Genomic DNA, 20,773 nt, shown 5'->3' with positions numbered 1-20,773 from the left:
CGCGCAGGTAGCCAGGTATTTCAGGATGCTGCTATCGACCAGCAAGCCTCAACGCTTGGCGATGTCCTTCTTCGGCACCGCATTCACGGCGGCCGCCGCATCCACCTGTACCAATCCGCCTGTCGTGCCGCTCGTACGCAGCAGGATGTCGTGGACAGAGCGGGCGTCGAGGCCCGGGGCGACCGACAGGAGCAGGGCGACGATGCCGCTGACGTGCGCGGAGGCCATCGACGAGCCCGAGCTGAAGTCATAGCCGCCACCGGGCTGGGTGGTGAGGATGTCGTTGCCGGGTGCGCTGACCACGCCGGGCGGTGCCGGGCTGCTGGCGCTGGTCCGCACCACGATCACCCCGGGCGCGCTGTCCGGGAAGCCACCCGCATTGCCGTCGGGGGGCAATGCGGCGATGACGATCCGGCCCTGGGATAGCAACTGGGCGAGCAGGCGACCAAGCAGTGGGTCGGCGGGGCCACCCAGGCTCAGGTTGACGATGCGTGCATCGGTGTCGTTCACCGCGGCGAGCGCCTTGGCCAGGGTGAACGAATTGCAGCGTGCGCCGTTCTTGCCGTCGGCATACCAGCATGCCTTGTACACACTGACCGATGCCTTCGGTGCGATCCCGACCATGCCTTCATGGTTGTTGCCGACCGCGGCGATGATGCCGGCGACCTCGGTGCCGTGCTGGTCACGCTCGAACGCGGCATCGCGGTTCGCCACTTCGTCGCGGGTGTCACCCAGGTGGCCTTTCAGGTCCGGGTGCGCGGTATCGACGCCGGTATCCACGACGGCGACGTGCACGCCTTCGCCCTGGCTCATGGTGTGCGCGAGCGCGGCATGGGTTTCGACGAAACCACGCTGCAAGTCGGTGTACGGATCGTTGTAATGCGTTTCGTCCTGCGACGAATACACTGCGTATTCCTGCAGCGGCTGGGCCAGTTCGACGCGCTGGTCGCGCGACAGGGTGGCGACCAGCGCATCGCGATCGACGCCCGGTGCCGGACGCAACACGATGCAGTACACCCCCAGCGCCCGGATCGGCCAGCCACCCACTTCGTTCCAGCCGTACTGTTTCTGCAACGTGGCAAGCAGCGAGCGTGCACGCTGCCCGGCGCTGTAGTTCGGCGCGGGGGCATAGCCGAGCAGGCTGGAACCGGCATGGGTCGCTGCCGGCTCCAGCGGATTGGCGACGGCCAGGACGATGTCGCGCGAGCTGTCCATGCTCGCCGCCGGGCTGGCCGTGGCTGCGACGGCCGTGGTCGTGCCCGTCGCGGTGGTGCCGGGCGACGTGCCGGCGCAGGCCGCGAGGCCGCCCAGCGCCGTGGCCAGCAGGAGTGCGCGAACGGTCATGGCGTCCCGGCGACCGGCTCCGCGAAGCGGATGCCGGGCGTGCTGCGCAGGCGATCCGCGGCCTGCTTCGCATCACCCGCCGTATCGTCGGGCAGCACCGTATAGGCGCCGACGCCATTCGGGCCGCCGACCACGCGCAGGTGCTGGGCCTGCAGCACGCTGTTCCACGCCGACATGCTCAGGCCCTTGTCGGGCACGACGTGGATGGCGCCGTGCGGCACGGCCGGTGCAGCATCGCTCAGCGTGCGATAGGCACCGGCGGCGGGCTCTTCCGACCACAGGCGCAGGCCGAGTGCACCCAGGCCAACGGCCTGCAGGACCACGGCCGCGGCGAGCGTGCGCAGCAGCCAGCCGCCGCCAGCCGCGCGCGGCGCGGGTTCGACCTGCGGGTCGTCCACGTCGAGGCGGCCGAACAGGCGCTGCAGCCCGTGCTCCGGGTCGAGCTTCGTTTCGGCGGGCAGGCGCATGGCCTGCATCAGCCGGCGTTGCTGTTCGAATTCGATGCGACAGTCGTCGCAGGTGGCAAGGTGGCCTTCGAGCCAGGCTTCCTGTTCGTGGCTAGCGCTGGCCTGGAGGATCCAGGGCATCGCTTCCCAGGCGCGGGCACAATCCCTGCCGGCTGGGGTCGGGCGGGTCATGTCAGGTTCTCCTTGGACGGGGCCGTTTCGCCGGCCAGGCCCGATAGTACGTTGCGCAGTTTCACCCGCGCGTGGAACAGGCGTGCTTTCACCGTGCCTACCGGGCACTGCATGATCGCGGCGACGTCGTCGAGCGAATGGCCGATGCCGTAGACCAGCTCGACCACCACGCGCTGGTCGGCCGAGAGGCGTTCCATCCCGCGGCCCAGCCAGTCGCGCAGTTCGCGGTCGTCGCCAGGGTCGTGCGACGGCATCCGGTCTTCCGGCACGCTGTCTTCGTCGACCGGCTCGCTGCCGTGCTGGCGCAGCGATTTCAGGCCGCAGCGGTAGGCGATGCCCATGATCCAGGTCGACACCCGGCTCTCGCCCTGGAAGCTGGCCGCCTTCTGCCAGACGATCCAGAAACAGTCGTTGATCACCTCTTCCATGATGTCCGGGCGCCTGGTCAGGCGTGACAGGAAGCGGCAGAGGCGGCCGTGGTAGGCGCGGTACATCACCGCCAGGGCGGCACGGTCGCCCGCGGACATCCGCTGCAGCAGCAGGCGGTCGTTGGCGTCGGAGTCGGCCTCTTTCATGGCATCGGGTCGCGTTCGGGGTTCAGCCCGTGAGTGCACCGGGACGGGCCAATGGTTGCCATGGCATCAGAATGACCATGCCACGGTGCCGACCCAGGGCGAAATGCCGCGTTCGCCCCGGCTGAGCTGGCGGTCGGTGAAGACGTGGATCAGCTCCAGGCGCCATGGGCCGTCCTGCCAGACCAGGCCGGCGTGGCCATAACGGTAGCGGTCAGGCCGGCTGCCCTGGCCATAGTAGCGATACAGCGGCGCAAGGTATTGCGCGATGCCTGCCCCGGCGGTGGCCGAGAGGTGTGGCAGCAACGGCCAGCGGAAACCGACGTCGGCGGCACCACGCGGGCCGCCGCCACGGTGGGCGAGCTGGATCGCCGAGGCACCCAGGGTCAGCACGTCGCGCCAGATCCACGACACGCCCAGCTCGGTGCGGTCGTAGGTGCGCGCACCCGCGTTGTTACCCGGGTAGCGGTAGTGCAGCAGGCTGGCCTGCATCTGCCAGTCGTCGGTCAGCGACCAGGCCCGGGCGACCTGGGCCAGGGTCTCGGCGACGCGGCCCGGCGAGTGGGTCTGGTAGCTCGCCGACACGCCCAGCGACCAGCCGTCGCGCGAGACCCAGCTGACGGCACCCTGCGCCACGGCGCCCGGCGGCGTGACCGCGACGCCACGATCGACCAGCTGCGAACTCACCGCCGCCGTGCCGGTCCAGTCGCCGGCCTGCGCCGTAAACGCCGCGGATGCCGTGCAGAACGCGGCCACGAGCCGACGTCGCCGCGACGCCGAAGCGTGGCAGCGTGCCGGCTCCCCGCCTGGCTTGCCTGGGGAAGCGATGTCCAACATCACGTCATCTTGCGCATGGCCCGCCCTTGCGTGGCCCCGACGCCCTTGCCCTCGTCAGTGGAGGGTGGCCAGGTAGGCCAGCAGGTCGTCGAGGTCCTTTGCATTGTCGAGGCCATCGTATTTCATCTTGGTGCCTGGGTTGGCCTGTTTCGCGGGCTGCGAAAGATACGTGTGCAACTGTTCCGGCGACCAGGTCCAGCCGACGTGTTGCAGGGCGTCGGAGTACGCGTAGCCCTCGATGCTGCCGGACTTGCGGCCGACGATGCCGAACAGGCTGGGTCCTTTCTTGTTGCGCCCCTGGGCGACGCTGTGGCACTCGGAGCATTCGGACTTGAATACATCCTGGCCTGCCTTGGCATCGCCGGCGGCCGCTGGCAACGCGGCCAGCAGGCAGGTGGCGAGGAGGCCCGCGGCGGCGAGGCGCGCGGGCAGGGTGGGTCGGGCTGGGGAAGTCACGCGTCGTATTCCTGTGCTTAGAAGGCGATGCTCGCGGAGATCGAGAAGGCGTTGAGGTCGGACGCATTGGTATTGCGTGCGCCTGCGGGTACGCCGAACACGTTGCTGCTGCGTCCGTTGAATCGGGTGAAGCGGAACCAGGTGGCGGCAAGCTTGAAGTTGGCTTTCGTGGTCCAGCTGTCGTCCTTGCCGAACGGTGCCCAGAACACGGTGTAGAGGTTGCTGGTGGTGTTCGGGTCGCCGAACGGCGGGTAGCGCGCGGCGCTCTGGCTACCGGTGCTCTTCAGGTGCGAGAGCACCACGCCATAGGTTTGCCGGAACGTGTAGGCCAGCGTCGCCACCTGGTCGCGCGCCGACCCGTTATTTGAATCGAACGTGCCGGGCACGGCGGGATTCGGCGGCGGCTGTCCGTAGTCGCGGTGTTCGTAGATGTTGACGTAGCTGGCCTGGACGATGTGCTCGCGGTTACCCAGGTATTGGTACGTGAGGTCGTAGCCGTAGTCGTTGATGTCGTCGCGCGATCCCGCGCGCGGCAGCTGGCGCTTGGTCGTCAGCGCGACCACGCCGGCCGAGAAGAACTGTCGCTTCAGGTCTTTCATGTACGCGAGGCGGAAGTAGCCGGTGTTGCTGAGCTTGCCGGGGTCGCCGCCGATGCTGTAACCGAGGTGGTCCTGGGTGGACTGCGCAAGCGAGCGATAGGTGCCCGCCTCGGCATACCAGTCCTTGTCGAACAGCGCGTAGACCGTCGTGCCGATCACCCGGTTCGCCGGCGAATTGGGGCTGCTGGGATTCAACAGCGTGCCGGTGCCGCCGCCCGGGCCGATCAGCGAGGCATTCGGCAGGGCGGCGATGGGATCGTCGAAACCGATGCTGTTGTTCACGCTCACGCCGATCGTGGTGTCCTTGCCGGCGATCTTCAGTTCCTTGGCGACGTAGCGCAGGTCCACCGTGCTCAGCTTCGTGTTGTACGTGTTGTGCCCGGTGTGGTCGGCCTCGACCTTGACGTAGCCGCCGACGTTGTCGGTGACCCGGCCGGCCAGGTAGAGGTCGCCCTCGGTCAGCGTGGTGTCGCTGGGACCGCGCGCCGGGCTGCTATGGGTTTCGGTCAGCTGGGCGGCGACCGGGATCTTGGTGCCCTGGCCATCCGTATCGGTGTAGCCGTTGAGCTTGAAGCGCATGCCATACGGGGTGAGCGCCGGGCCGTAGGCGCCGGCGTGGCAATCCGCGCAGGCCGAGCCGGTCTGCCGTGCATAAGCCGGGATCGCCTGGGCAGGGTGGCTCAGCAGCGACAGCAGCAGGGCAAGCGCCGACCACCAGCCAGCGTGGCCGTGGGCGCGCGGTCGACGTCGGAAGGGTAGGGCTGGCATCGTCTCGAACTCCTTGTGATGGCGTGGCCGGGGGCGGTCAGTGGCCCTTGCGCGGCCACATCCGGTGCAGCAGGCCGTCGCGGCGGCCGAAATGGTGGAAGAGCGCCGCGCCGATGTGCAGGCAGACCAGCACCAGCAGCACCCAGGCGGCGTCGACATGGAGTGCCTGCAGGCGGTCGGCGAGGTCGTCGTCGGGTGCCAGCAGGCGCGGCAGGGTCAGGCCGAAGAAATGCACGTCGTGGTCGCCGGCGCTGCTCATCGCCCAGCCGACCAGCGGCATCCCGAGCAACAGCAGGTAGAGCGCCACGTGCGTCGCGATGGCGGCGTAACGCATCGCGGCCGGCATGGCGACGTGCGGCAGCCGGCCGGTACGCGCCCGCAACACCACGCGGATAACGAACAGCACCAGCACCAGCAGGCCGAAATGACGATGGCCTTCGAGCAGCCACATGCGCAGCGGCTTGCTGGAAACCTCGTCGCGTACCAGTACGACGGTGGCGGCGCCAACGACGCAGAGCGCGGTCAGCCAATGCACGGCACGCAAGGGGCGCGGATAGGGCACCGGGCGTTCGTCGTGGGTGTTCCAGGCCATCGCAGGTCGTTCCCCAGGGCGCCCGCCAGTCGGGCGACGCATGGCCATGAGTGCCAGCGCCTTCGCGGAAGGTTGCGGCGCGTGCCGGTCCGTGGCGTGCGCAACCTTTCCCGGCGCCGCCCGCACTCATGGCAGACGACCGCGGAAGCCACCAGAAGCCGGGACACGCCATGGATATCGCTCGCATCCCATTCCAGATCCACGGCGATAGCCGGGGCATGCTCGTGGCCCTCGAGGGGATGCGCGACGTACCCTTCGATATCCGCCGCGTGTATTACATCTTCTCCACCCAGGGCGAGGTACGCCGTGGCCAGCACGCCCACCGCACGCTGACCCAGCTCGCCGTGGCCGTGCGCGGTTCGGTGACCTTCCTGCTCGACGACGGCAGTGGTCCCGCCGAGGTCACGCTCGACGATCCCGCCAGCGGGGTGCTGATCGGCCCGATGGTGTGGCGCGAACTGCATCACTTCAGCGACGACTGCGTGGTGATGGTGCTGGCCGACCAGGCCTACGACCCCAGCGACTACATCGCCGATTACGACCAGTTCCTGCGCGAGGCGCACGCGCCTGCCTTTGCCGAGGTCGCTGCCGCATGGCCCGGCCGCTAGTCCTCGTCGGTGCGGGCGAATTCGCGCTCATCGCGCGCGAATACTTCACCCACGACGCCGGCCGCGAGGTCGTGGCGTTCGCGGTGGAGCGTGCGTGGCTGGATGGCGAGACGGTCGACGGCCTGCCTGTCATCGCCTACGAAGACATCGAATCGATCTATCCGCAGGACGAGGTGGACATCTTCGTCGCCATCCCCGCGAGCGGCCTGAATCGACTGCGTACGCGGTTTTACCTCGACCTGAAGCGGCGCGGTTATCGCTTCGCCCGTTACATCAGTTCGCGTGCGTTCGTCTGGCGCAACGCCCAGGTGGGCGAACACTGCTTCATCTTCGAGAACAACGTGATCCAGCCGTTCACCACCATCGGCGACAACTGCATCCTGTGGAGCGGTAACCACATCGGCCACCGCGCGATCCTCCACGACAATGTGTTCATGGCTTCGCATGCCGTGGTGTCGGGCTACTGCGAGATCGGTACGAACAGCTTCGTCGGTGTCAACGCGACCTTCAACGATCGCGTGCGCGTGGCCGCGGACAACGTCATCGGCGCGGGTGCGCTGGTCGTTCGCGATACCGAACCCGGCCTGGTTTACGTGGGTTCGCCCGCGAAGGCCTTGCCCGGCAAGTCCAGCCTCGACGTGGCGCTCTGAGGAGGACGCATGACCGCATGGATCAAGCGCGGCCTGGTCTTTGATACCCTGCGCCAGGGCGTGGGCGGCTGGATGCGCCACTCCGCGCTGACCCCGACACCGTGGCGCCTGGACGACGCGACCATCCGCGTCTACGCAAGTTTCCGCGACGACGAGGGCGTGGGTCGCATCGGCTACGTCGACCTGCGCGCCGACCGGCCCGAGCAACTGGTCCGTGTCAGCGAAACGCCGGTGCTGGACGTGGGCCGGGCGGGATGCTTCGACGATAACGGGATGATCCTCGGTGACCTCGTCGATGGCCCGGGTGGCCTGCACCTGTTCTACGTCGGCTTCCAGCGCGTGGCCCGCGCCAAGTTCCTCGCGTTCACCGGCCTTGCGATCTCCAACGACGGTGGCGAATCCTTCGTGCGCGCACAGGAGACGCCGGTGCTCGATCGGGCGCCGGGCCGCAGCAGCATCGCGGCGATCCACTCGGTGGTGCGCGAAGACGGCTTGTGGCGCGTCTGGTACGCCGCCGGCGACGGCTGGGAGAGCATCGCGGGGCAGCCGTATCCGCGCTATCACATCCGTTACCTGGAGACCGACGACTTCGCCGCGAAGCCGCTGCGCGACGAGGCCTGCCTGCTGCCACGCGGCAACGAATACCGGATCGGCCGGCCACGGGTCTACCGCCAGGACGGCGGCTACGTCATGTACTTCACGCGTGGCGACACCCGTGGGGGCTATTTCCCGGGCTGCGCGACCAGCGTCGACGGGGTGCGCTGGGAACGCCACGACGAGCTGTTCGGGCTCTCCCTGTCCGAGCGTGGCTGGGACTCGCGGACGATCTGCTATCCCGCGCTGTTGCAGCAGGCGGACCGCACGCTGATGTTCTACAACGGCAACGACATGGGCGTGGATGGCTTCGGCCTCGCGGAGGCGGCGCATGCTGGCGGTTAGGCCGTATGTGCCCGCCGACGAGGCTCGCTGGGATGCGCTGGTGGCGCGTTCGCGCAATGGCACGTTCCTGCACCGGCGTGCGTACATGGATTACCACGCCGCCCGCTTCAGCGACGCCTCGCTGCTGGTGGAAGAGGAGGGCGAGCTGCTCGCCGTGCTCCCGGCCAATCGCGACGGCGACACCGTGTCCAGCCATGCGGGCCTGACCTATGGCGGCATGGTGGCGACGCCGGCGCTACGCGCGGAGGCCACGCTCGCCGCCTTTCGTGCCGTGGGCCAGCATTACCGCGGCCTCGGCGTGCGACGGCTGGTCTACAAACCGGTCCCGCACGTCTTCCACGCCACCGCCGCCGAGGAAGATCTTTACGCCTTGCACCGGGTCGGTGCATCGGTGGTTCGCCGCGACCTGTCGTCGATGCTGGTGCCGCGTGATCGCCCGGAGATGACCGGCATGCGCCGGCGTGCCGTGGCCCGTGCGCGCAAAGCTTGTGTGGGAACGCGCGTAGGCGACGACATCGCGCCGTTCCACGCCCTGCTGGTCGGGACGCTACGCCGCCACGGCGTCGAACCGACCCACAGCGCCGCGGAGCTCGCGCTCCTGCACGACCGCTTCCCGGGCCAGATCGTGCTGCACGAAGCGCACCGCGATGGCGAATTGCTCGCCGGGGCGATCATCTTCGATTTCGGCCATACCGTGCATACGCAATACCTCGCGGCCTCCGATGTTGGGCGCGAGACCGGCGCGCTGAGCCTGTTGCTGGCCGAGCTGATCGGCGAGGTCTATGCCGACCGGGCCCGCCTGAGCTTTGGCATCTCCACCGAGGACGAGGGAAGGGTGCTCAATCCCGGGCTGGTGGCGCAGAAGGAATCGTTCGGCGCGCATGCGGTCGTGCATGACCGCTACGAGTGGCTGCTGTGATGGACGTCCCCTTCCTGAGCCTGCGCGAGGTCAACGCCCGCCATGCCGACGAGCTGAAGGCCGCGGTGGCACGCGTGATCGATTCGGGCTGGTACCTGCTGGGCGATGAACTGGCCGCCTTCGAACGTGAATTCGCCGCGTGGTGTGGCGTCCGCCACGTCGTCGGCACCGGCAACGGCCTGGATGCGCTGTCGCTGGTGCTGCGGGCGTGGCGCGGGATGGGCGCGCTGGCCGAAGGCGACGAAGTCATCGTGCCGGCGAACACCTTCATCGCGAGCTTCCTCGCCATCAGCGAGAACGGGCTGCGCCCGGTGCCGGTCGAGCCCGACCCGGCGACGTTCAATCTCGATCCCGCGCGGGTCGAAGCCGCGATCGGTCCGCGGACGCGGGTCATCATGCCGGTGCATCTCTACGGGCAACTGGCGGACATGGCCGCGCTCGGGGACATCGCCAGCCGGCGTGGCCTGCTGGTGCTGGAGGATGCGGCGCAGGCACATGGTGCGAGCTGGGACGGTGCACGCGCCGGCAGCTTCGGCCACGCGGCAGCCTTCAGCTTCTTCCCGGGCAAGAACCTCGGCGCACTGGGTGACGGAGGCGCGGTCGCCACCGACGACGATGCGCTGGCCGCGCGCGTCGCCGCGCTGCGCAATTATGGATCCGCGCAGAAGTATCACCACCCCGTGCGGGGCATCAATTCGCGCCTGGACGAGATCCAGGCCGCGATGTTGCGGGTGAAGCTGCGTTACCTCGACGCCGATACGTCGCGTCGCCGCGCGATCGCCGCGCGGTATCGCGACGGCATCCGTCATCCCGGCATCCGGTTGCCGGCGGCGGTACGCGAGGAAGCCCACGCGTGGCACCTGTTCGTCGTTCGCTGCAGCTGGCGCGATGCGTTGCAACGGCACCTCGCAGCGCTGGGCGTCCAGGCCCAGGTGCACTACCCGGTGCCGCCACATCGCCAGCTGGCGTATGCCGAACTGGCGCAGCTCAGCCTGCCGCTGACCGAACGGATCCACCGCGAGGTGTTGAGCCTGCCGTTGAACCCGGCGCTCAGCGATGCACAGGTGGAGCAGGTGATCGCGGCCTGCGCGGCGTTTGCCGAGGAGGCCGCATGAATATCCTTCGTGCGGGCGCATGGTCGGCGATCGGCACGGCGGCGCGCCTGGCCACGGCGCTGGTGCTGGTGAAACTGGTGGCCTGGCTGGCCGGCCCGGTGGGCGTGGGTCGGCTTGGCCAATTCATGAGCCTGATGTCGCTGCTGGCAGTGCTCGCCGGTGGGGGGATCAGCGCGGGGGTGGTGAAGTACGTCGCCGAATACCGCGACGACCCGGCCCGCCTGTCGCGGCTGCTGTCGTCGGCGCTCGGTTACGCCATGGTCGCCGCCTGCGTGATGGCCTGCGCCGCCTTGCTGTTCGCCCGCCCGCTGGCGACGTGGCTGCTCGGCGATCCCACGTACGACAGCCTGATCCGCGTGCTGGCCATCGCCCAGCTCGGCATCGCGCTGGTGAACTACGTGCTCGCCGTGATCAACGGCTTCATGGACGTGCGCCGGCTCGCTTTGGTCCAGGTCGCCGGTTCCCTGCTCAGCGTGGCGCTGGCGCTGTGCCTGGCTCGCTGGTTCGGGCTGTACGGCGCGTTGCTGGCGATCGTGCTGGGCCAGTTGTTCTGGCTGCTGGTCGGGCTGCCGGCGTGGTGGCGCAGCCCATATTTCCGCCGCGGCATGCTCAGCGTGCGCTTCGATCCGGAGATGACCCGCCGGCTGGCGGCGTTCTCGCTGATGAGCCTGTCCTCCGCGCTGTTGCCGCCGCTGGTGAACATTGCCGTGCGCGACCACCTGGCCGGCAGCTTCGGCTGGGAGCAGGTCGGCTACTGGCAGGCGGTCACGCGCGTGTCGGACGCCTACCTGCTGTTCTTCACCACCGCGATCAACATCTATTACCTGCCGCGGCTGGCCTCCCTGCACGAACGCCCCGCGCTGCTCGGCGAACTCCGCGGCGCGGCACGCGTGCTGCTGCCCGCCGTCGCGGCGAGTGCCGCGCTCGTTTACATCCTGCGTGGCTGGATCACCCGGCTGCTGTTCAACGCGGACTTCGATCCGGCCAACGACCTCTACGCCGCGCAGCTGGTCGGCGACGTGGTGAAGATCGCGGCCTTCGTGCTGTCCTACCTGATGCTGGCCAAGGCGATGACCCGGCTGTTCATCGTGTCCGAGTGCGTGTTCGCCGCCAGTTACCTGGTCCTGGTCTACGTGTTCACGGCGCGCTACGGGCTGCCTGGAGCGATGCTCGCCTTCGCCGTCAACTACCTCGCTTACCTGGTCTTCAACCTTGTCGTCGTACGCCGCTACCTCGGGGGCTTGCCTGCATGAACACGTGGCCGCTGGTTTCCGTGCTGATCCCCGCCTATAACCACGAGGATTTCGTCGAGCGTTGCCTGGACAGCGTGCTGGAGGATCCCTATCCGTCCAAGGAGATCGTCGTCATCGACGACGGCTCCACCGACAAGACCAGCGAACGGATCCTCGCGTGGATCGACCGGCATGGGCACGAGGTGGCCATCGAGTTCGCGCAGCACGCCAACAAAGGCATCACCGCGACCCTCAACGAGCTGGCTGCGCGTGCGCGCGGTGAATTCCTCCGGCTTGGCGCGAGCGACGATTACCTGTTGCCGGGTGGCCTCGAAGCCCAGGTCCGCTACCTGCAGCGGCATCCCGGCAAAGGCGCCGTGATCGGCGATTCGGTGGTGGTCGATCGCGAAGGCCGTCGCCTGCATGCCAGCGGCATGACAGACCTGCACGGTGCCGACAAGCGCCTGTACGCGAGCGAGCCGGGCATCCGCCGCGCCGTGATCACGCGCTGGGCGATCGGCGGCCCGGTCGCGCTGCTCCGGCGCAGTGCGCTGGAAACCGTCGCGCGCTGGACCGAAGGCCTGCGCATCGATGACTGGGACCTGTTCCTGCGCCTGGCCGCGCGCGATGCGCTGGGCTTCATCGACGTGCCGGTGTGTGCCTACCGGCTGCACGGTGCCAACCTCAGCAAGACCCGGCACCGGGCGACGCGGATCGTGAACCTGGAAGAGTCACGCCAGGTCGCCATCCGCAGGATCGGCTTGTTCGACGAGCCGTGCCGCACGCTGCTGCGTGCGCAGATCCATTACATCGGCGCGAAGATCGCCTTCCTGCAAGGGCGCCCCTCGAGCGTGGCGATGCGCATGGCGTGTTTCGTACTCCTGCGCGGGTGGGCGGCGATTCGCCCGGCTGGCGCGCACCCGCATCCGGAACAGGCATGAGGGCGCTGCTGCGGCTGCCGTCGACCTACCTGGCCTGGCCGTTGCTACTGGCCTGCGCGGTCAGCGCCTGCGTGTTCCAGCTGCCGGCAGGGTATGCAGGCGGCCTGTTCCTGCTCGCCACCGGCGCGGTCGGGCTGATCGTCGCCGACCTGTTCAGCCGCGACCGCCTGCCGCCGTGGCACGTGCTGCGTGCGCGCGACTACGCCGGCACCCGCGAAGGCTTCGTCGGCCTGGCGTTCGCCGCGGGCGTGCTGGTCTTCTGCGCGCTCGACCTGCTGCTGTTCCCGGTGGCGCTGATCCACGATCCGTCGTCGTACGCGACGATGGAAGGCGGGCACGAGCATATCCGCCGGCTTTCCGACCTGTGCTGGACCCTGCCGGTGATCGGCATCCTGTGCACCCATCATCGACCGTTGCGCTACCTGCTGGTCGGTGCCGGCTTGTTGTTCCCCGTGCTGGTGGTCGACCGCAACCGCATCTTCGCGGCGGTGATCGCGCTGGCACTGGTCACGATATTCCGGCGCGACGCGGCGCGGCCCTTGCCGTGGCGTGCGGTAGGCGTGCTCGGCCTGGTCGGCACGACGGCGTTCTCGGTCCTGGGCATGCTGCGTTCTGGCTCGGTGGCCACCGTGGCGCTGCCATTCGGTGCCTTCTACAACGCGATGCCGGCTGGCATCCAGTGGCTGCTGCTGTACATCAGCGCCGGGCCGTACAACTTCGCGGCCATCCTCGCGAAGGATTACCGCAACGCGGATTTCCTGCTGAACCAGCTGGTGCCGATGCGTGGCTCCATCGCCACGGCGGGTACCGACATCCCGCTGGATGCCTACAACGTCAACGTCGGCACCGAATTCCTGCCCTTCCTCATGGCCTTCGGTCCGCTCGGTGCGCTCGCCGCCCTGGTGACCCTGTATGCGCTGATGCGCTGGAGCGTGCGCCTGCTCAGCCGGCCCCTGTCGCTGTTCCCGCTGCTGATCTTCCTGCGCATGGCCTATGTGTGTGTCATGGCGCCGTTCGCGCCGCAGGCCTTTATCTGGATGAACTTCGGTTTCATCGGCCTGTGCCTGCTGCTGCAGCTTGTCTCTGCCTGGTTGCCGCATCGCCGGCAACTGCTCCCTTCCCCTTGATGGCGCAACGACGATGCAACAGGACGAGGTTTACCTGATCGACATGTGGCGGCTGGTGCGCCGGCAACGCTGGTGGTTCGTTGGCACTTTTTTGGTGATCGTCGCGCTCGCGGCGGCGTACCTGGCCACGGCGAAGCGGCAGTGGGAGGCGGAGGCCTGGATCCAGATCGGCCAGGTCGCCGCGGCACCCGCCGGACAGGACCCCAAGGTGGAGCCCCTGCTGCGCGTGATGGAGCGGATGAAGACCGATACCTTCCGCGACGACGTGGTCTCGGCCATCGGCATCCCGCCGAAGGATCGGGCGGCGCGGCTCTATGCCGCCAGCATGAAGCTCGACCCGGAACCGTATGCCAACCTGATCCACCTGCAGCTGCGCGCCTACTCGGCCGAAGATGCCCGGCAGCTGGCGCTGGCGACGCTGGCACGGCTCAAGGCGATCCACGACGCGCTGGGCAAGCTGCCGCTGTCCGCCGCGCACCAGCGGCTGGATGAAGTCGACGCCGAGCTTGCCCAGGCCATGGCCGACCGTGCGCGCCTGCGCGAAGCGGTGAATGCGGGGCGCGGCGATGCCGCGGTCGCCAGCCTGTCCCTGGCCAGCACCGACGAGGGCATCCGCAACCTGCAGCAGGCGCGCAGCGACATCAGCGCGCGGCTGGCCGACAACTACACCTTCGAGACCTCGATGCCCTGGCCGATCCACGTCTCCGACGATCCGGTGGCGCCGATGGTGCCGCTGGTGGCCGGGCTGGGCGTGCTGGGCGGCCTGTTCATGGGCGCGCTGGTGGCCGTCGCCATCGATGCACGCCAGCGTTCAACCCTCGCGCCCGCTTCCGGCACTCACTGGGTAGTAGACCGGCATGGCGGAGAGCGTGATGAACCTACGGCACGAACTGGCGACGCCGACGCCGCTTGATACCCGCCTGCGCGAGACGCAGGAAGCCTTCGACAGCGTGGCCGCCGACTACGACGGCCCGCGCGGCAACAACGAACTGATCCAGCGCATGCGCCAGACCCTGTGGTCCACCGTGCGCGAGGAATTGCCGGCCGGTTCGCGCCTGCTCGACCTGGGCTGCGGCACGGGCATCGATGCGGTGGAATTCGCCCGCAGCCGCTTCCGGGTGACCGCCAGCGACTGGTCGCCGCGGATGGTGGAGCGGGCCCGCCAGCGGGCGCAGGAGGCCGGCGTGGCCGACCGCCTCGAGGCCGTCCACGTGGGCGTGCAGGAGCTGGAACGCATCGAGGGCGAGTTCGACGGGATCTATTCGAACTTCGGTCCACTCAACTGCGCGCCCGACCTCGCCGCCGTGGCCGGACAGTGCGCGAGATTGCTGCGCCCCGGCGGCACCCTGGTCTTCTCGGTGATGGGCCGGATCTGCCCGTGGGAAGTCGGCCACTACGCCGTGCGCGGCCGCTTCCGCCGCGCCGCCGTGCGCGGCGCGCGTGGCGTCACGCCCGTGGGCATGAACCGCCACACCATCTGGACCTACTACTACATGCCGCGCGAGTTCTATGCGGCGTTCGCGAAGGATTTCGCGCTGAGTCGCTATAGCGCGCTCAGCCTGTTCCTGCCGCCGCCGTACATGGTCGAGCGGGTGCGTCGGCGCCCGGCCTTCTACGAGCGGCTGGGCAAGCTCGACGACCGCCTCGGTGGCCTGCCGCTGTTGCGCGACATGGGCGACCACTTCCTGATCGTGATGCATCGGCGTTGAACGCCCGCGCCGCCCATGCCGTGCGTCTGCGTGGCGCCCGCGCCGTGACGGCCGCGGGCGATGCGCCCGTGCTTCCCGGCGTGGCCGGCACGCGCTTTTCGGCAGGGGTGGCGGAACGTGCGTTCGATGTCGACCTGCGCGACCACTTCGTGCTCCCCGGGCTGGTCAATGCACACGAACACCTCCAGGTGAACTGCGTGCCGCCATTGCGCGAGGGCGCGCCCTTTCCGAACAGCTACGCGTGGATCGACGCCTTCCAGGCGCACTTCGACGAGCCTGCCGTGAAAGCCGCCATCGCCTTGCCCAAGGCGCTGCGCCTGCGTCATGGTGCGTTGAAGAACCTGCTCGCCGGCACGACCGTCGTGGCGCACCACGATCCCTGGCACGCCGCGCTGGACGCCGCCGACTTCCCCATCGGCCTGCTGCGCGGGCATGGCTGGAGCTACGCCCTGGCCGGCCCCGCCTTTGGTCCGCCGGTGCGCGAGAGTTTCTCGGCGACGCCAGCGGATCGCCCGTGGCTGATCCACCTGGCCGAAGGCAGCGACGAGGTGGCCCGTGGTGAGCTGCAATCCCTCGACAACCTCGGTTGCCTCGCCTCGAACAGCGTGCTGGTGCATGGCGTCGGCCTCAGCGGCGCGGACATGGATCGCGTGGTGGCGCGTGGCGCCGCCGTGGTCTGGTGTCCGGTGAGTAACCGCAGCCTGCTCGGCGTCACGCTCGATCCACGGCGACTGGCCGCGGCGGGGTGCCTTGCACTCGGCAGCGATTCGCGGCTTTCCGGCGCACGGGACCTGCTCGACGAGATGCATGCGGTGCGCGATGTGCTGCCGGCGGCAACCCTGCTAGGCCTGGCGACGTGCGACGCGGCACGCATCCTTCGGCTGCATGGACACGGCGCACTGGCCGTCGGTGCGCAAGCCGACTTCATCGTCGTGACCGATCGCGGTGGCGAACCCACGAGCGCCCTCGACGGGCTGCGCCGTGCCGACCTGCGCGCGGTGGTGCGCGGCGGGATGCCGTGCGTGGCCGATCCGGACTTCGCCGACTGGTTCGAAGCGGCGGGCGTCGACGCCGTGGCGGTCATGCTCGACGGTCGGCCGAAGCTGGTCGATGCGCGTCTCGCCGACGATGCGCTGATGGCGCTCGAGCCCGGCTTCGAGCGGGTGCACTGACATGGGCGGCGCACCCGTGCTCGATCCCGCACCGGCGTATGCCTTGTGGGCTGCCTCGTATCCCGCGCACGCGCACAACCCGCTGATGCACGCGGAGGAGCGGGCGATGCTCGGCCAGCTTCCCGCCTCGCTCGCCGGACGCAGCGTGGTCGACGCGGGCTGCGGCAGTGGCCGCTACCTGCGTCATGCCCTGGCGCGCGGCGCCACGACGCTAGTCGGCGTGGACCTGTCGGCACCGATGCTGGCCCGCGCCGCCGGCGTCTTCGCCGACACCCCGGCAAGCGCGCGGATCGCGCTCGCCCAGGGCGACCTGCGCACGTTGCCCGTGCCGGATGCCAGCGCCGACGTCGTGCTCTGCGGCCTCGCCGTGGGCCACGTCCCCGACCTTGCCGCCGTGCTGCGCGAGCTGGCCCGGATCGCCCGGCCAGGCGCCACGGTACTGGTCAGCGACTTCCATCCGATCGGCGCGGCACTCGGCTGGCAACGCGATTTCCGCGTGGGCGACGAGCGCTACGCCGTGCGCCACGCCATCCATCACTACAGCGCGTGGCACGACGCCTGTGCCGCGGCCGGGCTGCGCATCGACCACGTCGCCGAGCCGATGCTTGATCCCGCCGACATCCCGTCGGGCGCGCGTTTCGACCGCGTTGCCCTCGATGTTCCCGTGGCGCTGGTGTTTCGCCTCACCCGCCACGCTACCTGACGCCACGAGCCAGACGAATCCGCCATGTCGCACACCTTGCTGGTCAACCCGACGATCACCTCGCGACAAAGCGCACGCTTTCCGCTTGCGCTGCTCAACCTGTCCGCGGCGCTGGACCGGCGCGGCGAGAGCACGATCGTCGACGGCAACATGGATCGCGACATCGTCGACGCCACGCTGCGGGCGATCGCCACGAAGCCGGTCGACGCGGTCGGCATCAGCGTCATGGGTGGCCCGCAGATGGCGCCATCGATCGCCGTGTCGAAGGCGATCCGCGAGCACCATCCTTCGCTGCCGATCATCTGGGGCGGCTATTTCCCCACGCTTTACACCGATACCACGCTGGCCGCGCCGTACGTCGACTACGCCGTGCGCGGGCAGGGCGAGGAGACGCTGCCCGACCTGATCGCGGCACTCGAGCGCCCCGATCGCGATGTCTCGCGGATCGCCGGGCTGTCCTGGCGCGACGCGAACGGCCACGCCGTGCACAATCCCAACCGGCATTTCGCCCTCGGTGACCCGGGCATCGTCCTGCCGTACGAGAAGCTCGGCGATCCGCGTCGTTACCTCGCGCGTACCTTCCTTGGCCAGCGCACCGCCGCGCACCAGGCCGCGATCGGCTGCCGCTTCCGTTGCACCTTCTGCGGGGTGGCGGCGATGTTCGGCGGGATGACCCAGTTGCCCGCCGCCGCGCGACTCGACCGCGACCTGTCCTACCTCAAGCACCAGCTGGGCGCGGACTCCATCCAGTACTTCGACCACAACTTCTTCGATCGCGAAGAGGACATGATCCCCTTGCTGGAAGTGATGGCGAAGCACGAGCTGCCCTGGTGGTGCTACGCCCGCAGCGACGCCTTGCTGAAGCTTTCGGAGAGCAGCTGGAAGCTGGTCCGCAAGAGCCGGCTGCGGATGGCCTATATCGGCGCCGAGTCACCCAGCGGCGCGATGCTGAAGGAGATCCGCAAGGGCACGCGGCCCGACCAGACGCTGGAAGTGGCCGAGTTGTGCCGGCGCCACGGGGTGATCCCCGAACTGTCCTTCATGGTCGCGCCCCCGGAAAACACCGAGGAAGAGACCGAGCACACCTTCGAGTTCATCCGCGAGCTGAAGCGGATCAACCCGGCCTCGGAGATCATCGTCTACGTCTACACGCCGCTGCCGGAGAGCAGCAAGCATGAGAAGGATCGCGGCAAGCGCGCGTCGATGCCCCTGCTCGACCTGCACGGCGAACCGATGGTGTTCCCGGCCTCGCCCGAGGAATGGACCGAGAAGCGCTGGGTCGACTACGCATGCCACGCGGATGCGCCGTGGCTGACCGACGACCTGCGCCGGCGCATCCAGGATTTCGTCACCGTGCTGCGGTGCCGGTTCCCCACGGTGCAGGACCTGCGTTCGCCCTCGTGGGCGAAGCGCGGCCTCAGCGCGATGGCGTCGTGGCGCTACCAGCGCCGCCAGTACGACAAGCCGTGGGAGCTGAACCTGGCCAACCGACTGGTGAAGCTGCGGCTGCCCCAGGTGTCCGGCATCTAGGCGCCGCCGCCCATGCGCGTCGTCCAGCTCAACCTGCATCCGGCACCCGCAGGCATGCCAGCGGAGGCCCTGTTCGAGCACTGGCCGTCGCTGGCGGATATCCCCGAGGCGGTCGCGGCGGGTGGGGTGTGGGTCTCCGTGTTGCAGGCGGCCGACCACGATGCCCGTTTCGTTCGCCAGGGCATCGACTACCGCTTCGTCGACCTGCGTGCGTATGCATCGCCGCGCGCGCGGGGCCGCCATGTCGCCCATCTGTTGCGCGGGCAGGTCCCCGACGTGCTGCATATCCACAGCATGGCGTGCGCGGAGGAGGCCCATGCGATCGCGCAGGAGCTGCCGTTGTTGCCGATCCTCCTGCAGGACCATGCCGATCGTGTTCCCGCGTGGTGGCGGCGTCCGGCCTGGCGGCGCTGGCTGCGCAGCGTGGATGCCGTCGCGTTTACCGCCGCGCCGCTGGCCCTGCGTTTTCGCGCGGGCGGACTGTTGCCGCCGGGCACGCGCGTATTCGCCATTCCCGAATCGAGCAGCCGCTTTACGCCGGGGAGTCGCGACGCCGCGCGGGTGATGGCGAAGGTCGTTGGTGCACCCGCCATCGCCTGGGTCGGGCATCTGAACGAAAACAAGGATCCGCTGACGGTGCTCGATGGTTTCGCGCGCCTGGCCGCGGTGTCGCCCGGCGCTCGCCTGTACATGGCGTATGGGAATGCGCCGCTGGGCGATGCCGTGCGTGCGCGGATCGAAGGCGACGAGCGCCTCGCCAGCCGGGTGACCTTGCTCGGGCGGCTGGCCCACGCGGAAGTGGAAACACTGATGCGCGCCGCCGACATCTACATCAGTGGCAGCCACGCGGAGAGCTGCGGTTTCGCCCTGCTCGAAGCGATGGCGTGTGGCGCGACACCGGTGGTAAGCGACATCCCGTCGTTCCGCGAACTCACCGGCAACGGGTCGGTCGGGAAGCTGTTTCCGCCCGGGGACGCGGTGCGTTGCGGACAGGCCTTGATAGGCGCGGCGACCCAGCTGGTGCCGCGGCAACTGGTCAGCGAGCACTTCCGCGCCCACCTCTCGTTCCTGGCGCTCGGTCGGCGTTGGGCCTCGGCGTATGCATCGCTGGTCGATGCGCGACGGCTGCGCGCATGAAGATAGGCATCGTGCTTCCCGGCGGCGTCGACCGTGGCGGCGAGGAGCGGGTGATACCGGCGTTCCTTGCGCTGGTCGAACGGCTCGCGCGGCTGCACGAGGTGCATGTGTTCGTGTTCCACCAGGAGCCGCGGCCCGCGCGGTGGGAGCTCCGTGGTGCGCAGGTCCATAACATCGGTGAGGGATGGACGCGGTGGCGCTCGGTGATGGCGATACGCCGCGAGCACCGGCTCGCGCGTTTCGACGTGCTGCAGGCCCTGTTCTCCGGCGCTTGCGGGCAGGTGGCCGCGATGTCGTCCGTGCTGCTTCGCGTGCCTTACGCGGTGCATATCGCGGGTGGCGAGCTGGTGGCGCTCGACGACATCGGCTACGGCGGGCGGCGGCGTTTGCGTAGCCGGATCAGTGAATCGGTGGTGCTGCGGCGCGCTGCGTTGGTGACGGCGGCGAGCGAACCGATCCTTGCCTCGTTGCGTGGCCTTGGCGTCAGCGCCGGGCGGATTCCCCTTGGCGTGGACGTCTCGCGTTGGCCGCTTGCGACACCGCGGCCGCGCGCCGCTGCACCGCTGCGCCTGCTCCACGTCGCCAGCCTCAACCTGGTCAAGGACCAGGCAACCCTGCTGCATGCACTGGCGATCCTCGCCCAGCGGGGCGTGCCGTTCACCATGCAGATGATCGGCGTCGATACGCTGGGCGGCCGCGTGCACGACCTCGCGCGCGAACTCGGCATCGCCGACCGGGTGGCGTTCCTCGGCTTTCGCACGCAAGCAGCGTTGCGCCCGCTGCTGCTGGATGCCGACCTGCTCGTCATGTCCTCGCGGCACGAGGCAGGGCCGCTGGTGTTGCTCGAAGCCGCCGTCCTCGGCGTGCCTTCGGTCGGCACGGCCGTAGGCCATTTCGTGGAGTGGGAAGGCACTGCCGCCCTGACGGCAGCCCCAGGTGATGCCGAAGGCCTCGCCCTGGCCATCGCCACGGTCGCGCATGACGAAGCGCTACGCCTCCGCCTCGCCACCGAAGCACAACGCCGCGCCATGCGCGAAGACGCCGACGCCACCGCCACCGCGTTCCTCAGCCACTACGAAGCGTTAACCCACCACCCCCTGTAGGAGCGCGCCTGCGCGCGACCGCACCCAGCCGCGAATCCCCCTGACGCCGGTTCGAAATCTGCACATAGAACATTTCGGAAAA

The 20,773-nt window shown here is 69.0% G+C and carries 22 protein-coding genes; 15 read left to right on the top strand and 7 right to left on the bottom strand.

Annotated elements, in window-relative coordinates:
- Positions 1 to 48: 48 nt before the first annotated feature.
- The 7 genes from KPL74_14260 to KPL74_14230 form a co-directional block, all read right to left on the bottom strand.
- On the bottom strand, positions 49 to 1,344 hold the full coding sequence (locus KPL74_14260; GenBank protein QWT18905.1) for a S8 family serine peptidase: 1,296 nt from the start codon (positions 1,342 to 1,344) through the stop codon (positions 49 to 51).
- Positions 1,341 to 1,982, bottom strand: coding sequence for a hypothetical protein (locus KPL74_14255; GenBank protein QWT18904.1), 642 nt, complete (start codon positions 1,980 to 1,982; stop codon positions 1,341 to 1,343). The genes KPL74_14260 and KPL74_14255 overlap by 4 nt, the downstream gene beginning before the upstream one ends.
- Complete coding sequence (locus tag KPL74_14250; protein QWT18903.1) at positions 1,979 to 2,557, bottom strand: sigma-70 family RNA polymerase sigma factor; 579 nt, start codon at positions 2,555 to 2,557, stop codon at positions 1,979 to 1,981. Before KPL74_14250 ends, KPL74_14255 begins: the two co-directional genes overlap by 4 nt.
- A 66-nt stretch (positions 2,558 to 2,623) precedes the next feature.
- A complete protein-coding gene (locus KPL74_14245) occupies positions 2,624 to 3,391 on the bottom strand; it encodes a hypothetical protein (protein QWT18902.1) in 768 nt (255 codons plus the stop codon).
- 54 nt (positions 3,392 to 3,445) lie between these two features.
- A complete protein-coding gene (locus tag KPL74_14240) occupies positions 3,446 to 3,847 on the bottom strand; it encodes a c-type cytochrome (protein QWT18901.1) in 402 nt (133 codons plus the stop codon).
- A gap of 17 nt (positions 3,848 to 3,864) precedes the next feature.
- On the bottom strand, positions 3,865 to 5,214 hold the full coding sequence (locus KPL74_14235; protein QWT18900.1) for a hypothetical protein: 1,350 nt from the start codon (positions 5,212 to 5,214) through the stop codon (positions 3,865 to 3,867).
- Positions 5,215 to 5,251: 37 nt separating this feature from the next.
- Complete coding sequence (locus tag KPL74_14230) at positions 5,252 to 5,806, bottom strand: cytochrome b (GenBank protein ID QWT18899.1); 555 nt, start codon at positions 5,804 to 5,806, stop codon at positions 5,252 to 5,254.
- A 170-nt stretch (positions 5,807 to 5,976) separates the two neighbouring features.
- Between KPL74_14230 and KPL74_14225 the strand changes: the two genes are divergently transcribed.
- From KPL74_14225 to KPL74_14155, 15 genes are read left to right on the top strand one after another with little or no spacing between them, the layout of a single operon-like run.
- The gene (locus tag KPL74_14225) at positions 5,977 to 6,414 is read left to right on the top strand and encodes an FdtA/QdtA family cupin domain-containing protein (protein QWT18898.1); all 438 of its coding nucleotides are present in this window, start codon (positions 5,977 to 5,979) and stop codon (positions 6,412 to 6,414) included.
- Positions 6,399 to 7,064, top strand: a complete 666-nt coding sequence (locus KPL74_14220; GenBank protein ID QWT18897.1) for an acetyltransferase — start codon at positions 6,399 to 6,401, stop codon at positions 7,062 to 7,064. Before KPL74_14225 ends, KPL74_14220 begins: the two co-directional genes overlap by 16 nt.
- Before the next feature lie 9 nt (positions 7,065 to 7,073).
- Positions 7,074 to 8,003 (top strand): hypothetical protein, encoded by a 930-nt coding sequence (locus KPL74_14215; GenBank protein ID QWT18896.1) that lies wholly within the window; start codon positions 7,074 to 7,076, stop codon positions 8,001 to 8,003.
- Positions 7,990 to 8,922 carry a GNAT family N-acetyltransferase gene (locus tag KPL74_14210; GenBank protein ID QWT18895.1) on the top strand — a complete coding sequence of 311 codons (933 nt, stop codon included), beginning with the start codon at positions 7,990 to 7,992 and terminating at the stop codon, positions 8,920 to 8,922. The genes KPL74_14215 and KPL74_14210 overlap by 14 nt, the downstream gene beginning before the upstream one ends.
- Entirely contained in the window at positions 8,922 to 10,037 is a 1,116-nt protein-coding gene (locus tag KPL74_14205) for a DegT/DnrJ/EryC1/StrS family aminotransferase (GenBank protein QWT18894.1), read from the top strand. Before KPL74_14210 ends, KPL74_14205 begins: the two co-directional genes overlap by 1 nt.
- The gene (locus KPL74_14200) at positions 10,034 to 11,290 is read left to right on the top strand and encodes an O-antigen translocase (protein ID QWT18893.1); all 1,257 of its coding nucleotides are present in this window, start codon (positions 10,034 to 10,036) and stop codon (positions 11,288 to 11,290) included. The genes KPL74_14205 and KPL74_14200 overlap by 4 nt, the downstream gene beginning before the upstream one ends.
- Positions 11,287 to 12,210, top strand: a complete 924-nt coding sequence (locus tag KPL74_14195) for a glycosyltransferase (protein ID QWT18892.1) — start codon at positions 11,287 to 11,289, stop codon at positions 12,208 to 12,210. Before KPL74_14200 ends, KPL74_14195 begins: the two co-directional genes overlap by 4 nt.
- Complete coding sequence (locus tag KPL74_14190; protein QWT18891.1) at positions 12,207 to 13,337, top strand: hypothetical protein; 1,131 nt, start codon at positions 12,207 to 12,209, stop codon at positions 13,335 to 13,337. Before KPL74_14195 ends, KPL74_14190 begins: the two co-directional genes overlap by 4 nt.
- Positions 13,338 to 13,350: 13 nt before the next feature.
- Complete coding sequence (locus tag KPL74_14185; protein ID QWT18890.1) at positions 13,351 to 14,250, top strand: hypothetical protein; 900 nt, start codon at positions 13,351 to 13,353, stop codon at positions 14,248 to 14,250.
- Complete coding sequence (locus tag KPL74_14180; GenBank protein QWT18889.1) at positions 14,210 to 15,046, top strand: class I SAM-dependent methyltransferase; 837 nt, start codon at positions 14,210 to 14,212, stop codon at positions 15,044 to 15,046. Before KPL74_14185 ends, KPL74_14180 begins: the two co-directional genes overlap by 41 nt.
- Entirely contained in the window at positions 15,043 to 16,218 is a 1,176-nt protein-coding gene (locus KPL74_14175) for an amidohydrolase family protein (GenBank protein ID QWT18888.1), read from the top strand. The genes KPL74_14180 and KPL74_14175 overlap by 4 nt, the downstream gene beginning before the upstream one ends.
- Position 16,219: 1 nt before the next feature.
- The gene (locus tag KPL74_14170) at positions 16,220 to 16,921 is read left to right on the top strand and encodes a class I SAM-dependent methyltransferase (protein QWT18887.1); all 702 of its coding nucleotides are present in this window, start codon (positions 16,220 to 16,222) and stop codon (positions 16,919 to 16,921) included.
- Between the two features lie 24 nt (positions 16,922 to 16,945).
- Positions 16,946 to 18,451: a B12-binding domain-containing radical SAM protein gene (locus tag KPL74_14165; GenBank protein ID QWT18886.1), complete on the top strand. Its 1,506-nt coding sequence runs from the start codon at positions 16,946 to 16,948 to the stop codon at positions 18,449 to 18,451.
- A 12-nt stretch (positions 18,452 to 18,463) separates the two neighbouring features.
- Positions 18,464 to 19,588: a glycosyltransferase family 4 protein gene (locus tag KPL74_14160; GenBank protein QWT18885.1), complete on the top strand. Its 1,125-nt coding sequence runs from the start codon at positions 18,464 to 18,466 to the stop codon at positions 19,586 to 19,588.
- On the top strand, positions 19,585 to 20,691 hold the full coding sequence (locus KPL74_14155) for a glycosyltransferase family 4 protein (protein ID QWT18884.1): 1,107 nt from the start codon (positions 19,585 to 19,587) through the stop codon (positions 20,689 to 20,691). The genes KPL74_14160 and KPL74_14155 overlap by 4 nt, the downstream gene beginning before the upstream one ends.
- Positions 20,692 to 20,773: the final 82 nt, after the last annotated feature.

The sequence above is a fragment of the Bacillus sp. NP157 genome, assembly GCA_018889975.1.
In the GTDB taxonomy this organism is placed as follows: Bacteria; Pseudomonadota; Gammaproteobacteria; order Xanthomonadales; family Rhodanobacteraceae; genus Luteibacter.
Note: the sequence above shows the minus strand (reverse complement) of the source record. Positions and strands in the feature narration are given on the sequence as shown.